13 protein-coding genes and 1 tRNA gene are annotated in these 13,499 nt (G+C 62.2%); 4 read left to right on the top strand and 10 right to left on the bottom strand.

All coding sequences use genetic code 11. The features are described 5' to 3' along the window. Positions 1–200: 200 nt before the first annotated feature. From M2427_RS32375 to M2427_RS32360, 4 genes are all read left to right on the top strand, one after another. Positions 201–276: transfer RNA gene (locus M2427_RS32375), tRNA-Lys, on the top strand. Between the two features lie 299 nt (positions 277–575). Further along, positions 576–971: a hypothetical protein gene (locus M2427_RS32370; RefSeq protein WP_280710868.1), complete on the top strand. Its 396-nt coding sequence runs from the start codon at positions 576–578 to the stop codon at positions 969–971. Between the two features lie 155 nt (positions 972–1,126). Beyond that, positions 1,127–1,555 carry a hypothetical protein gene (locus M2427_RS32365; RefSeq protein WP_280710867.1) on the top strand — a complete coding sequence of 143 codons (429 nt, stop codon included), beginning with the start codon at positions 1,127–1,129 and terminating at the stop codon, positions 1,553–1,555. Positions 1,556–1,856: 301 nt separating this feature from the next. Then, positions 1,857–2,855, top strand: coding sequence for a DUF2927 domain-containing protein (locus M2427_RS32360; protein WP_280710866.1), 999 nt, complete (start codon positions 1,857–1,859; stop codon positions 2,853–2,855). A gap of 46 nt (positions 2,856–2,901) precedes the next feature. On the opposite strand, the gene M2427_RS32355 is transcribed toward M2427_RS32360, so the two are convergent. The 10 genes from M2427_RS32355 to M2427_RS32310 form a co-directional block, all read right to left on the bottom strand. Further along, positions 2,902–3,126, bottom strand: coding sequence for a hypothetical protein (locus M2427_RS32355; protein ID WP_280710865.1), 225 nt, complete (start codon positions 3,124–3,126; stop codon positions 2,902–2,904). A gap of 182 nt (positions 3,127–3,308) precedes the next feature. Next, on the bottom strand, positions 3,309–5,126 hold the full coding sequence (locus M2427_RS32350; RefSeq protein WP_280710864.1) for a potassium transporter Kup: 1,818 nt from the start codon (positions 5,124–5,126) through the stop codon (positions 3,309–3,311). Between the two features lie 203 nt (positions 5,127–5,329). Next, a complete protein-coding gene (locus tag M2427_RS32345) occupies positions 5,330–6,091 on the bottom strand; it encodes an enoyl-CoA hydratase-related protein (RefSeq protein ID WP_280710863.1) in 762 nt (253 codons plus the stop codon). Positions 6,092–6,138: 47 nt separating this feature from the next. Then, entirely contained in the window at positions 6,139–6,393 is a 255-nt protein-coding gene (locus tag M2427_RS32340; protein ID WP_280710862.1) for a hypothetical protein, read from the bottom strand. A 21-nt stretch (positions 6,394–6,414) separates the two neighbouring features. Next, a complete protein-coding gene (locus tag M2427_RS32335) occupies positions 6,415–7,764 on the bottom strand; it encodes a TolC family outer membrane protein (protein WP_280710894.1) in 1,350 nt (449 codons plus the stop codon). Between the two features lie 62 nt (positions 7,765–7,826). Further along, the gene (locus M2427_RS32330) at positions 7,827–10,985 is read right to left on the bottom strand and encodes a CusA/CzcA family heavy metal efflux RND transporter (protein WP_280710861.1); all 3,159 of its coding nucleotides are present in this window, start codon (positions 10,983–10,985) and stop codon (positions 7,827–7,829) included. Positions 10,986–11,006: 21 nt separating this feature from the next. Beyond that, positions 11,007–12,239 (bottom strand): efflux RND transporter periplasmic adaptor subunit, encoded by a 1,233-nt coding sequence (locus tag M2427_RS32325; protein WP_280710860.1) that lies wholly within the window; start codon positions 12,237–12,239, stop codon positions 11,007–11,009. Positions 12,240–12,306: 67 nt separating this feature from the next. After that, entirely contained in the window at positions 12,307–12,555 is a 249-nt protein-coding gene (locus M2427_RS32320) for a hypothetical protein (RefSeq protein ID WP_280710859.1), read from the bottom strand. Continuing rightward, on the bottom strand, positions 12,552–12,689 hold the full coding sequence (locus M2427_RS32315) for a hypothetical protein (protein ID WP_280710858.1): 138 nt from the start codon (positions 12,687–12,689) through the stop codon (positions 12,552–12,554). The genes M2427_RS32320 and M2427_RS32315 overlap by 4 nt, the downstream gene beginning before the upstream one ends. A gap of 66 nt (positions 12,690–12,755) precedes the next feature. Continuing rightward, on the bottom strand, positions 12,756–13,484 hold the full coding sequence (locus M2427_RS32310; RefSeq protein WP_280710857.1) for an outer membrane beta-barrel protein: 729 nt from the start codon (positions 13,482–13,484) through the stop codon (positions 12,756–12,758). Positions 13,485–13,499: the final 15 nt, after the last annotated feature.

Raw genomic sequence — 13,499 nt, 5'->3', positions numbered from 1 at the left:
TAATCCCTACCCCTGCCGCGTGTTTTGGCAGCCACGCCCGCTATTGACCTCAGCGCCCCATCCCCCTACACAGCGCGGGCCGAAAGCATGATCCGGAAACAGCCGGTTTTCCCCGCGACGCAAGTCTGTGCGCAGCGGCAAGACATGCTTCTCGAATGTCCGAAGACGATGGCAATATCTGAAGCCATCAGCGGCCATGGGAGCGCGTAGCTCAGCCGGTAGAGCACGTGACTTTTAATCACGGGGTCCTGGGTTCGAGCCCCAGCGCGCTCACCACTTAAGCCTCTGCAAGACAAGCAATTCCTCATCGCTCGCATCGGAGTGCGAGCGTGTTCGTCTACAAATTTCTCCGGATGTCTACAAACTCGGTTCGGCGTCCGTTCCCTGTTGGCGGTGCCGGCTCGATTTAGCGCAGCGAACGGCACTCACCCCCAAGGTGGAAAAGCCGCGCGATCACCACGACCACCCTGACAAGGAAAAGACCCCGATGGCGGCAACCAGCGGGGTCCAGATCCATTTCATCCGAGCGGACACTACTCCGACTCGCCGATCAACTGGGCATTAGGAGTGCCGCAGTGACTTCGCAAGATATACAATCCAGCGCCTATAAGCACAACAGGTCCCGCTTCGTAAAAATCGACAACAGCGATCCTGCCGCTGTCAAACACGCGAAGCGGATTATCAGGCTTCTCTATCGAGTCGGCAGTCCATCGCAACGACGTTGGGTGCGCAGCAATGTCCGCTTTCGCGAACTCGAGTTGGCCCTGGCCCACATCTGTCGGGGACCTCTGCCCGATGAGGACTTCGGTCGCGAACTTCTCTACATCTTGGCCTGCCACGTTTTTCACAATCGCGGCAGGGATCCGATCCACGACGTCCGGATTGCGTGGGTTGCCGAAATTGTCGGCTTCGAAAGTGCCCGGTTCGAATTGCCTACGCCCGAAGAGCTCAACGCAAGCGCAGATCGATAAGAGCCAAGCGTTTAGTCCGCAATCAAATGAGCACATCTGGAAGCTTGGCGTGTCCAACCGTGAACTAGGAGAGAAACCACCCGCCCTAAGGTTGGCTGGCGAGCACGAACGCTGACCGCGACATCGAAATCAATCAGGCCAAACAGCGAGTCGCGATGAAACTCGCCAATCTTGCAGCAGCAATTTTGAGGACGGTTGCCGGTAGTCCGTCGGCTGCACCAATTATGCAGGCCACTCTCGAGTTCGTCGACGCGCAGAAAGCGCTGGTGGCTTTGAGCGACTGCTTGCTTACTCACGAGGATGAAAGGCAAGCGCTCAGCCTCATTGAAGCCCAACTACCGTCTACCAAATCCAATATCGACTATCTCGAATTTCAGTATGCGGCAGGCATAGAAACAATTGTACGAGGGGCGCTGCGCACAGCGGCCCATCAAGTGTTGAAGGAACGCGAACCTTTCGGAGGTAAGTACTCGACACGTGCAATCGAGGAAGGGATTGCTCTCGTGGTGAGGACCGCGAAAGGGCAGCCAAGCCGGAAGCGCGCTCGACGCAAACCGCCAGTCGATCTTGCCGACGAATACTAACGACAGGTTCGACTGGAGCCAATGCCGTCGCGATTGGCGTCCCATGTCGGCGGCCCGCTTCTCAGCAGGCCATCCTGCGCCGGCGGCGAGGCGGATTGCGCGAGCGCGGGAGGTTCGACCGTCACGAACAAACCGACGGTCAGGCACACCATGAGGATGGGTCTTTCGCGCGACAAAGTTCCGTTCCTGCTAAATCGTTCGACGGGCGTCGCGGATCATTTGCCCGGCCGGACATAGCAAATCCATATCGTTTCATTGAAGCATCCATATCAAAATCATATCCATCACGTTTGATCCGACCTTGGCCGCGCCGGATTTATGCTGCGCCTATGCAATCGTTGACCGCCTCCCCTCGAATTCCTACCCGCCTCTCGGAGATACTTGGACCAAAGCTCGCGCCGTCGCGCGCGGACACGGCCGAGACGATCGGTACGAGTCTTGCTTGAGGAACGGGCGCGATTTCATGAGGCGTCTACGAACGATGATCCGGCTTTTGGCGATAGGCCTTGGTGCTGCGGTGTCACTCACTGCCTTCGCAATTCCGGTATTCGCGGAAAATCCGGACATTTCGAGCCGCCGCACCGAACAGCGGCGGACATTCAGCGACGCTGAAATCCGCGATGGGTTTTTCAAGATCGCGCTCAACGCCGAGCTACAGATTGGCGTGCGCGCCAACCGCATTCGCAAGTTCGAAGAGCCGGTGCGGATTTTCATCGACGGCAAAGTCGCACCCGAGCGCGCCGCTGCCCTCGGCGGCATCGTCGCCGATATCCGCCACCGCATTGATAATCTCGATATCGCAGTAACCGGTGATCGCAAGGGGGCCAACTTCGTCGTGACGCTGGTGAGCGCACGAGACCTGCTGCCCACCATTCGCGCCCGCTTTGGCAATGAGAGGGCCCGACAGATCGAGCATTCCCTCAATCCGCAATGCCTGTCGGGCATCGCCAAGGACGGCACCTATCGCATTCGGCGGGCCGAGGTGATCCTGCCTGTCGACGCCGGCGATTTCGCCTTCTACGATTGCGCATATGAGGAATTGCTGCAGGGATTGGGAGCGATCAACGACGACGCATCCGTGCCCTGGACCATGTTCAATGACGACGTCCAGATGGGCTTCTTCGATATCTACGACCAGCTGCTGCTCAACGTCCTCTACGATCCGCACATCCGGCCCGGCATGACCAGAAAGGAGATCGAAGACCTCCTTCCCATCGTGCTGCCGACGGCACGTGACCTCGTCCGCCGGAACAACCCGCTCGATCAGGCCAACCTACCCGCGCGCACGCACGCCGACTGACGGCCAGCGATCACCTCAAATCGATCAATCGGACGCTCGGCCGAGACTACTTCCGTGGCGACGTCGTCTTCGCGGAGGAGGATGAATACTCCGTGATCGGGTAATCGGTCTTCACCGAGTGTCGCACCTGATGCGCCGCCACGACCTGGTGGCTCTGGCCATATTTCGACGGTGCGCTGGCCGATGCTCCGGCCGACGCTGGCTGAGCCAGCAAGAGCGGCGAAATAGCGATCGCGAGCGTTGTACCAACGAGAACGAAAGTCCTGGACATGGCACCCTCCATCTGAAGCGAGACAACTGCAACCGATGAGGTTCGGGCATTTCGACGACTCTCTCCGGCGTCGTGTTGTCCCTCGGGTTCCAATGCTGATCCCAATCTTCAGCATTCGCAAGAATAATTAGCAAATGCCGAAACAATGTGCATGGCGATCCAACGATCAAAACGAGGGCAGACTAGATCTCCACCTGCCCACCGAGCTCGACGACGCGGTTGGGCGGGATGCGGAAGAACTCGGTCGCAGCCAGCGCGTTGCGGTGCATGATCTCGAAGACGTGGCCCTGCAGCGCGCTCATCCGCGAACTCTTCTCGGTCATGATCTTGACCCGTCCGACGAAGAACGACGTGTCCATCATGTCGAAGTGCAGCCCGTTGTCCTTGCAGGCCTCCAACGCCCGCGGAATATCCGGCTGCTCCATAAAGCCGTAGCGCACGACAATGGCGTAGAATTGGCTGCCGAGATCGGAGACCTCGAGCCGCCGGTCCGCCGGCACGCGCGGAACATTTGCGGTCACGACGTGCAGGAGCACGATGCGCTGGTGCAGCACCTTGTTGTGCTTGAGATTGTGCAGCAGCGGCACCGGGACGACGTCGAGCCGGCTGGTCATGTAGACCGCGGTCCCGGAGACGCGTGACTTGCTCCCGACGCTCCTGATGAAGTCGGCCAAAGGAAGCGTATCGCGCTCGAGCTTGTGCAGCAGCGCGTCGCGCCCCTTCAGCCAGGTGAACAGCAGGAAGAAGATCAGCGCCGCAACGACCAGCGGAAACCAACCGCCCTCCAATACCTTCATCAGGTTGGCACTGACGAAGCTGAGATCGACCACGATGAACAGGCCGGCCGCGGCCAGGCTCAGCGCGAGGCTCCAGCCCCAGATCTCTCGCATCGCAAGAAACATCAGCATGGAGGTCAACAGCATCGTGAGCGAGACGGCAATGCCGAAAGCAGCGGCGAGGTTGTCCGACGAGCGGAAGCCCAGGGTCAGGCCGAGGGTGAGCAGCATCAGCATCCAGTTGACGAAGCCGATATAGATCTGCCCGTAGCCGGCCGCCGAGGTCTGGACGATGTGCAGGCGCGGACAGAGACCGAGCTGGATCGCCTGCCGGGTCATCGAGAACGCACCGCTGATGATCGACTGGCTGGCGATGATGGTCGCGAGCGCGGCAAGCCCGACCAGCGGCAATTGCAGCGACGCCGGGCTGAGCGCATAGAACGGGCTGTCGCCCAGGGCGACGCTGCCATCGATCACCATCGCGGTCTGGCCGGCATAGTTGAGCAGCAGGCAGGGCAAGACCAGCCCGTACCAGGCCAGGCGGATCGGCAGCGGCCCGAAATGCCCCATGTCCGCATAAAGCGCCTCGGCACCGGTCGCGCACAGGAAGATCGCGCCGAGCACCAGGAAGCCGGCCAAACCGTGGTGAAGGAGATAGCTGAGCCCATAGCGGGGATCGAGCGCCACGAGCACGCCGGGATCGCTCCATATTCCCGCCAGCCCGAGAACGCCGATCGTCACGAACCAGATGATCATGACGGGACCGAACAGCTTTCCGATCTTGTCGGTGCCTTGCGGCTGCAGAGCGAACAGGCCGATCAGGATGATTGTCGACAGGACGACGACATAGGGAGCAATCTCGGGCGCGGCGACCTTGAGACCCTCGAGCGCGCTCAAGACCGAGATGGCCGGCGTGATGGCGCCGTCGCCATAGAGCAGCGCCGCCCCCAGCAAGCCGATGGCGATGACGCCGACCCGCTCGCCATGCTTGATTCCGAGCAGCGACATCAGCGCGAGGATGCCACCCTCCCCGTCATTGTCGGTGCGCATCACCACGGCCACATATTTGAGCGATGTCGTGATCAGGAGCGTCCAGACAATCAGCGACAGCATGCCGAGGGCGGCCTCGGGCGTCGCACCGCCAGACCATTCAAGCGCGGTCTTCATGGTGTAGAGCGGGCTGGTGCCGATGTCGCCATAGACGACGCCGAGCGCGCCCAGCATCAGGGGTCCCAAGTGGCCCGAATGAGCTCCCGCCTCCGAGGACTCCAATGTCGCCGTGGTATCTTGCAAGCAATCTATCCGAGTTCCGCGTGGCGAGCGTCGAACACCGCGGTCTAGCGTACTTATAGGATTTCCATGACACGCAGTCTCGGCCTATTCCATACTCCTATGCGGGGCTGGCATCGCCGCCAAGGAGGCATCGACTACGTCCGCTTGCGCGCGAAGAACGCCTGGAAGGCTGCGAGCGCCTCCGGCGATTGCATCCGCTCCTTGAAGAAGTGGTCTTCCTGGCCGACCCGGCGGACAAGGTCCTCGGTCGGCAATTTCAGAAGCTCGCGCGCGATGGCAACGGCCTCGGCGGGCAGCGCGCAGATCTCGCGCGCCACCTTCTGGGCCTCCACCACGGCATGGCCGGGCGCCACGACTTGGTTGACGAAGCCCGCCTCCCGCGCGTCTTCCGCGCTCATCTCGCGCCCCATCACCAGCATGGCAAAGGCACGCTGATGCCCGACCATGCGCGGCACCAGGAGACTGGTAGCACCATCCGGGACCAGACCATACTGGATGAAGGGAGACGAGAACGTCGTGGTCGTGCTCGCGATCACGTAGTCGCAATGCACCACCATCGTCGTGCCGATGCCGATCGCTATGCCGTCAACGGCCGCGATGATCGGCTTCTTGTTGTTGATGAGCGACTGCAGGAAGATCACCGAATTGCGGGGACGGGCGCCGTCGTCCGCCTCGGTCGCCGCTTTCAGGAAATCACCGATGTCGTTGCCGGCAGTGAAGACGCCCGAGCGACCCGTCAGAATCAGGCAGCGGATGGCAGGGTCGGACTGCGCGGAATCGATGGCTTCGCTCATCGCCAGGTACATCTCCTGCGTAAGCGTGTTCTTCTTCTGCGGCCGGCGCATGGTGATGGTGCGGGTGGCGCCTTCGTCGGTGACGATGATGTGCTCGGTCATGACGATCTCCTCGCAATTCTGCCCATGACTCTGCGGTTTGCTGCGGCCTAGTTCGACTTCTTGGGTGGCTTTGTCGCATCGTTGGTGCGGGCTCCACCCCAGGGATCGTACTTTTCGGTCGACACCGGAATCCTGTCCAGAGCGGCTTTGTACGCCTTCTCGTCGACTTTGGGCCGGTTTTCGACCGGCGGACCGGCATTGCCGTGGCTGCGACTGAATCCTTGAGCCTCGGCCACGGTTGACACCGATACCGCCACCAGGGCGGCGAGCACTGCGCGGAATGTGCGTTCGAGTCTGATCATCCCCACCCTCCCTTGCGAAGCCTATTGTCCCGACGGGGTACGAATACCGTGCCAAGCGTCGCGCACCTGGTGGTAGTGAACCTCGGGCAAATAGTCCGGTGTACTCAGGCTCAGCGTGCGCACGTCCAGCCGACCGACGGCGCTCAACAGCGTGTAGGAGGCGATCACGCGGTCACGCTGCGCGGCGATCTGCCGTGAGCGGGCATTGGTCAGATCCTGCTGGGCATTGAGGACATCGATCGTGGTGCGCTGGCCGCCGGCTGCCTCACGGCGAACACCTTGCAGCGCGACATCCGCCGCCTTCACCTCCGACTCCGCCGCAGTCAGCGCGACCTTGCTGCCTTCATTGGACACCCAGGCACTGACCACCGCAGTGCGCGACTGGTTCCTGACCTGCTCGAGCACCAAGCGGCTTTGCGAGGCAATCTCCTTTGCCTGGCGTGTCTGCGAGGCGGCCGTACCGCCGTCGTAGATCGGCACATTGATCTGACCGACGATCGAGGCCTGGTCAGTCCCTGTCGTGCCGAGCGTGGTATCGGACTGCTGCGAGCGACTTGCGCTGGCCTGCACCGCCACCTGCGGCAGCAAACTGCCTTCCGCCACCTTGATCGTGGTCTGGGCGACGTCGACGTCATAGCCCGCACCCAGCACCGCCGGATGCTCGTGATTGGCGGTCTCGATCGAGGACGGCATGGTCGGCGGCGAGAAGCGATCGACCGGCGTTGCCGGCGCAAGCTGGCCTGGTGGCCCACCGATCACCTGGACATAGGTCGCCTTGCTGATGGCAAGCGTGACCTCAGCGGCGTTGAGGTCGGCCAGGCCACGGCTTAACCGAGCCTCGGCCTGGGCCGTATCGGTCGGCGTGACGTCGCCGGCGTCGAGCCGCCTCTTGGTAGTCGCCTGGATTTCCCGCAGCACGCTCACATTGGTGCGCTGGGCCTCGACCAACGCCTGGTTGGCCATCACGTTCATATAGGCCGTAACCGCGTCAAGCAGCACGCCCTGCCCGGTATTGCGCAGCGCTTCGCGGCCCGAGAGCACCTGAAACTCGGCGACCCTCACGCTGTTGGCGGTCTTGAAGCCATTGAACAAGACCTGGTTGACTGTCACGCCGATGGTCCAGGGGCGCAGGGTCGTGCCCTGGATGGTGTTGTCCGGCAGCGTATTCCGCACGGCTTGCAAGCCGGCGCTGAGGCTGGCCAGGACCTGCGGCCGGTAGCCGGCGAGCGCCTGCGGCACGTTCTCGTCGGTGCCGCGCTGCCGCGCCCGGTCGGCATTGAGCTGTGGACTTGCCTGATAGGCCCTGACCAGCGCATCGGCGAGGGTTTCGGCCTGCGCCGGCCCGACTGCGGCAACCGCTTCCCCGACCATCAGGACGGCAATGAGCGCCAGGCGGAAGGTGGCATTCGAAACACGTTGACGCACAACCGACCTCATTCCGCGGGAGCCAACTGGTGCTGCGCCGCCAATCCGGGCCGCGTTCGCCGCGAAAACATCGAAATCAGTGCCGGCAGTGTGACGAGGATGACGACCGGCGCGAGCGTCATGCCGGCCACGACGACGATCGCGAGCGGCTTCTGCACCTGTGAGCCGATGCCGCTGGACAGCGCCGCAGGCAACAGGCCGATGCCGGCCACGACGCAGGTCATCAGCACCGGACGCAACTGCAACTCGCCGGTGCGCAGGATGGCGGCGCCCCGCTCCATACCCTCATCGATCAGCGCGTTGTACTGCGACAGGATGATGATGCCGTCCATCACTGAGATACCGAACAGCGCAATGAAGCCAATCGCGGCGGATACGCTGAAGGGAATTCCAGTCAGAAGAAGGCCGAGGATGCCGCCGAGCACCGCCATCGGGATCACGCTCATGGTCAGCACAGTGTCGATGACCGAACCGAAATTGAACCAGATCAGCATCGCGATCAGCGCAAGACTGATCGGGACCACGATCGACAGCCGCTTGATCGCGTCCTGCAGGTTGCCGAACTCGCCGACCCATTCCAGGTGCGAACCGCCCGGCAACGGTACATTGGCCGCGACCTTCTCCTGCGCTTCCTGGATCGCGCTGCCGAGATCGCGCTCGCGCACCGAGAACTTGATTGGCAGGTAGCGCTCCTGCTGTTCGCGGTAGATGTAGGCTGCGCCGGAGACGACCTTCACCGTCGCGACTTCGCTGAGCGGCACCTGGGTGATGCCATTGGGGCCCTGAGCGCCAATCCTCAGGTTCTGGATCGCTTCCGCGCTGCGCCGGTATTGCGGCGCAAGCCGGACAATGATCGGGAAATGCCGGTCACTGCTCGGTTCATAGAGGTCGCCCGCGCTGTCGCCGCCGATTGCGGTCTTGATCGTGGTGTTGATATCACCCGGCGACAGGCCATAGCGCGCGGCGCGCTCGCGATCCACGTCGATCTGGATGGTCGGCTGGCCCAGCGAGGTGAAGACCGCGAGATCCGTGATCCCCTGTACCGTCGCCAGCTGTGCCTTGATCTTGTTAGCCGTGTCGGTGAGCGCCTGCAGGTCGTTGCCGTAGAGCTTGATCGAGTTCTCACCCTTCACGCCCGAAACGGCTTCGGAGACGTTGTCCTGCAGGTATTGCGAGAAGTTGAATTCGACGCCGGGGAATTTCTCCTGCAACTGCGCCAGCAGCTTCGCAGTCAGTTCGTCCTTGTCTTCGTGATCGGGCCATTCCTTGGCCGGTTTGAGCGGCGCGAAGAACTCGGCATTGAAGAAACCGGCCGCGTCCGTGCCGTCATCAGGCCGGCCGTGTTGCGAGACGACCGACTCCACCTCCGGCCGCTCCGCGATCAGCTTGCGCATCTCATTGACGTAGGAGTTGCCCTCCTGCAGCGAGATGGTCGGCGGCAGTGTGGCGCGGATCCAGAGATTGCCTTCCTCTAACTTGGGCAGGAACTCGAGCCCGAGCAGCCGCACGCAAATCGCCGTGACGAGGATCAGTCCAGCGCCTCCCGCGAGCACGACGCGACGATGGGCCAGCGAACGCGCCAGCACCGGCATATACAGCCGATGCATCCAGCGCATCAGAAAGGTTTCGGTCTCCTCGACATGGGCCGGCAGGATGATCGCGCTGAGCGCCGGCGTCACGGTGAACGTGGCCAGCAGTCCGCCTGCCAGCGCATAGGCATACGTCCGCGCCATCGGGCCAAAGATGTTGCCTTCCACGCCCGAGAGGGTGAACAGCGGCAGGAAGGCCGCGATGATGATGGCGGCCGCAAAGAAGATGGAGCGCGAGACGTCAGCGGCCGCCGTCAGGATGGCATGATGTTTCATGCCCATGATGGTGTGGGCCGAGATCGCCGCCTGTTCGCTGTCCGTCAGCCGTTCGGTGTGCGACAAGCGGCGGAAAATCGCCTCCACCATGATGACCGTCGCATCCACGATCAGTCCGAAATCGATTGCGCCTACCGACAGCAGATTGGCGGATTCGCCGCGCAGCACGAGGATGCTGACCGCAAAGAACAACGCGAACGGAATCGTCGCGCCGACGATGAAGGCGCTGCGCAGGTCGCCGAGGAAGATCCATTGCAGCAGCACGATCAAGCCGATGCCGACCACCATGTTTTCCAGCACGGTATGTGTCGTGGTCTCGATCAGGTCCTTGCGGTCGTAAATGCGTTCGATCCGCACGCCTGGCGGCAGGATCGTCGAGTTGTTGATGGAATTAACGAGTTGCTCGACGCGGGTAATGGTCGGCGAGCTCTGCTCGCCCCGGCGCATCAGGACGATGCCCTGCACGATGTCGTCGTCCTGGTCCTCGCCGGCGATTCCCAACCGCGGCTGCTCGCCGACAGTAACGGTCGCGACGTCCCGCACCAGCACTGGCGTGCCGTTGTTGGATGACACCATCGTGTTGGCAAGACCGTCGATCGAGCGAATCAGGCCGACGCCGCGGACCACCGCGGATTGTGGACCGATGTTCACGGTGTTACCGCCGACGTTGACGTTGGCGTTGTTGATGGCCTGCTGGAGCTGCGGCAAGGTCAGCCCATTGGCAACCAACTTGTTGAAGTCGACCTGCACCTCGAAGGTCTTGGTCTTACCGCCCCAGCCGGTGACGTCGATGACGCCGGGAACGGTGCGGAAACGGCGCTGCAGGACCCAGTCCTGCAGCGTCTTCAGATCAAGGACGGAGTAATTGGGCGGTCCAACCAGCCGGTAGCGATAGATTTCACCAATTGGACTGAGCGGCGAGATCTGCGGCTGCGCATTGTTGAGCAGCGGTGGGAGCTGCGACAGGCGGTTCAGGACCTGCTGCAGCGCCTGCTCATAGGTGTAGTCGAAGGAGAACTGCAGCTTGACGTCGGAAAGACCATAGAGCGAGATCGTCCGGATCACCTTCATGTTCTTGATGCCGGCGACCTGGGTCTCCAGGGGGATCGTGATGTAGCGCTCGATCTCTTCGGCCGACAGGCCGGGCGACTGCGTCACGATGTCGACCATCGGCGGGGTCGGATCGGGATAGGCCTCAATGTTCAATTGCTGGAATGCGACCAGCCCACCGACCATCATGGCCACGAAAAGCCCCACCATCATGAAGCGACGGTTGACTGCAAAGGCGACGAGACGGTCCATGCGATCCGGACTCCTTACTCATTAGCTGCCGGATGTGGCCGCCCGATCGATGAACAGGCTCCCGCGCGTGACGATCTTCTCGCCTGGCCTCAAATTGCTGCGGACCTCGACGAGATCGCCGTTGGTCCGTCCGATCTCGATTTCGCGCAGCTCGATCGAGTTGTCGTCATGAGCGACCCAGACCCGGACCCGCTCGCCCTCGTAGATCAGCGCCCGCTTCGGCACGCCTACGGAAGGCCGATTCGAGCCGGCATAGATCGTGACGTTCGCGAACATTTCGGGCTTGAGCAGCCCTTCCTTGTTGTCGATCGTGGCGCGCACCAGCAGCCGCCGCATAGACGCGTCGATCGCAGCTGCGACGTAATCGAGCTTGGCCTTGAACTCGCGTCCGGGCAGCGCCAGCACCGAGAATTGGATGTCTTGACCCACGGCGATGTCGGCGGTTTCGCTTTCCCGTACGAATGCGGTCAGCCACACCGTCGAGAGATTGCCGATCACGAACACCGGATCGCTCGCCCCCGCGTTGATGAATTGGCCGGGGCCGACCTTGCGCTGCACGACCGTGCCGCCGATCGGCGCATAGATCGGCGTGTCGGCGCTGATCTGCCGCGTCTCCTGGAATTTCGTGATCTGCTCCTCTGTCCGTCCGAGGATGCGCAGTCGGTTGTGGGTCGCCTCCACCGCGGTCTCCGCCGAACGCATGTCGTTCTGGGCCGCGGTTAGATCGGCCTGGGACTGTTGCCAGTCCTTCAGCGGCACGGCCTTGCCGGCGTAGAGATCGTTGGCACGCTTCTCGACGATTTCGGCCAGCTTCAGCTTGGAGCGTGTCGTGTTCAGCGCGCTCAATGCCACGACGAAATCGTTCAGGGCCTGCACCGTGTCGGTGGCCTCGACCACGAACAATGGCTGTCCGCGCTCGACCACATCGCTCGGCTTGGCCAGGAGTTTCACGACGCGTCCAGCATAGGGCGAGAAGATTGGGGTGGACGAGTCCTCGTCGACTGCGATCTTGCCTTCGGTGAGATGCTCGGAGCGGAATACCCGCTCAGATACCGGCTCGATCGACAGCGTCGCGAGCTCTGTGGCGCTCGGAACGTAGCGCGGCAATTTTGCCTTTGCCTGGCTCGACGCCTCCGTGGACTTGGCGTGCGGCGCCAGCATCCGGATGCCGCCGATGGCGCCAAGGACGGCGACAATGGCAACGCTGGCCGCGACGACGATGCGTCGTCGTGTAAGCACCTGACTGATCTTCATCGCGCGATCTTGCACATTGGCTTACGCACCCCCGTCATTCGAGAGGAGTTGCCGATGCCTCTCGAGGTCAATTCGCCGGAGCCCGCCACATCGGCGATTTCGGGCCGCCGTAGTAGCGCATCGGTCCGAACTTTCCCGACGTATCATCAACGAGCTGACGCGATAATGTTATGGAGCGATGAGCGTGCCAGCACGTAGCATGCCTTGCTTGCACAGAACTGACAGAGCTCGCCATCAGCATCACGCCTACGGACAGAACCATCACAATGCGCATCGCACGACCGCTGACCGAAAGCTCTTCGTCGACGAGGATCATTGGCTCGGCCACATCGGCGATTTCGGACCACCGTAGTAGCGCATCTGATGCGTGGTCGAGTTGTCTCCAGTCGCTGCACCGAGATCGCTCACGCAGGCCGCCAGGCTTACGCCAAGCCCTGCGAGAGCGATCATCGTTGCAATCTTCCGACCAAGTCGCTTGTCGGTCATTGCCGTCCCCCTGCCCCCAAACACCCAGCGTCAGTACTTCGCCACCACGGGGCCGCCGAACTTGAAGTCGAGGCCGAGCGTGACGACCGAATATGTGTTGGCCACGTTGTAGGCCAGTGCACCATTCGTCGGCGCGTCGCGGCGGAATGTGCCGAGATCGAGGTAGGTGTATTCGAGCTTGCCGATCAGGTTCTCGGTGATGGCATAGGCGATGCCGCCGCCGGCGACGAGGCCACTGCGCGTCGCCTTGAATGTATCGACGCCGACGCCCGGATTTGTGTTGGTGTGGGTGAGCTCGCCATAGCCCCAGCCGCCAGTGAAGAACAGCAACAGGCGATCGACCGCGATACCGCCGCGCGCACGGAGCGTGCCGCCCCAACCAAGCTTGGTGGCATCATCCCAGCCAAGCGCGAAATTGTCGCTGCCCTTGATGTCCGCCCCGAAGGCGGTGGCTTCGACGCCGACGACGATGTTGCCGCTCTGCCAGTTGTAACCGATCTCGCCGCCGCCGAGGCCGCCCTGGGATGAGTAGTTTGCGGTGAAGTTGGCCAACGGCGCCGGACCGGGACCGGTCGCATTGTTCAAATTGTGATTGCCGTAGCCGCCGCCACCGAACACGCCAACATAGAAACCGGACCAGTCATAGGCTGGTGCCACGACTGCGGGCGCCTTGCCATAGATCGGAAGATCCGCTGCCAGCGCCGGCGATGCGAGACCGAGCGCGCAGAGCGACGCCGTGGTGAGAAGAATCCGCTTCATTGTAGAAAACCCCCT

It is taken from the genome of Bradyrhizobium sp. BR13661, assembly GCF_029892425.1.
Taxonomy (GTDB): domain Bacteria; phylum Pseudomonadota; class Alphaproteobacteria; order Rhizobiales; family Xanthobacteraceae; genus Bradyrhizobium.
Note: the sequence above shows the minus strand (reverse complement) of the source record. Positions and strands in the feature narration are given on the sequence as shown.

What these genes read in the sequence shown, in the direction of transcription:
- M2427_RS32330 (WP_280710861.1), bottom strand. Translation starts at nt 10,985, where the DNA reads ATGGACCGTCTCGTCGCCTTTGCAGTCAACCGTCGCTTCATGATGGTG.
- M2427_RS32365 (WP_280710867.1), top strand. Translation starts at nt 1,127, where the DNA reads ATGAAACTCGCCAATCTTGCAGCAGCAATTTTGAGGACGGTTGCCGGT.
- M2427_RS32310 (WP_280710857.1), bottom strand. Translation starts at nt 13,484, where the DNA reads ATGAAGCGGATTCTTCTCACCACGGCGTCGCTCTGCGCGCTCGGTCTC.
- M2427_RS32345 (WP_280710863.1), bottom strand. Translation starts at nt 6,091, where the DNA reads ATGACCGAGCACATCATCGTCACCGACGAAGGCGCCACCCGCACCATC.
- M2427_RS32335 (WP_280710894.1), bottom strand. Translation starts at nt 7,764, where the DNA reads ATGGTCGGGGAAGCGGTTGCCGCAGTCGGGCCGGCGCAGGCCGAAACC.
- M2427_RS32315 (WP_280710858.1), bottom strand. Translation starts at nt 12,689, where the DNA reads ATGATCGCTCTCGCAGGGCTTGGCGTAAGCCTGGCGGCCTGCGTGAGC.
- M2427_RS32320 (WP_280710859.1), bottom strand. Translation starts at nt 12,555, where the DNA reads ATGATCCTCGTCGACGAAGAGCTTTCGGTCAGCGGTCGTGCGATGCGC.
- M2427_RS32355 (WP_280710865.1), bottom strand. Translation starts at nt 3,126, where the DNA reads ATGTCCAGGACTTTCGTTCTCGTTGGTACAACGCTCGCGATCGCTATT.
- M2427_RS32340 (WP_280710862.1), bottom strand. Translation starts at nt 6,393, where the DNA reads ATGATCAGACTCGAACGCACATTCCGCGCAGTGCTCGCCGCCCTGGTG.
- M2427_RS32350 (WP_280710864.1), bottom strand. Translation starts at nt 5,126, where the DNA reads ATGCTGGGCGCGCTCGGCGTCGTCTATGGCGACATCGGCACCAGCCCG.
- M2427_RS32325 (WP_280710860.1), bottom strand. Translation starts at nt 12,239, where the DNA reads ATGAAGATCAGTCAGGTGCTTACACGACGACGCATCGTCGTCGCGGCC.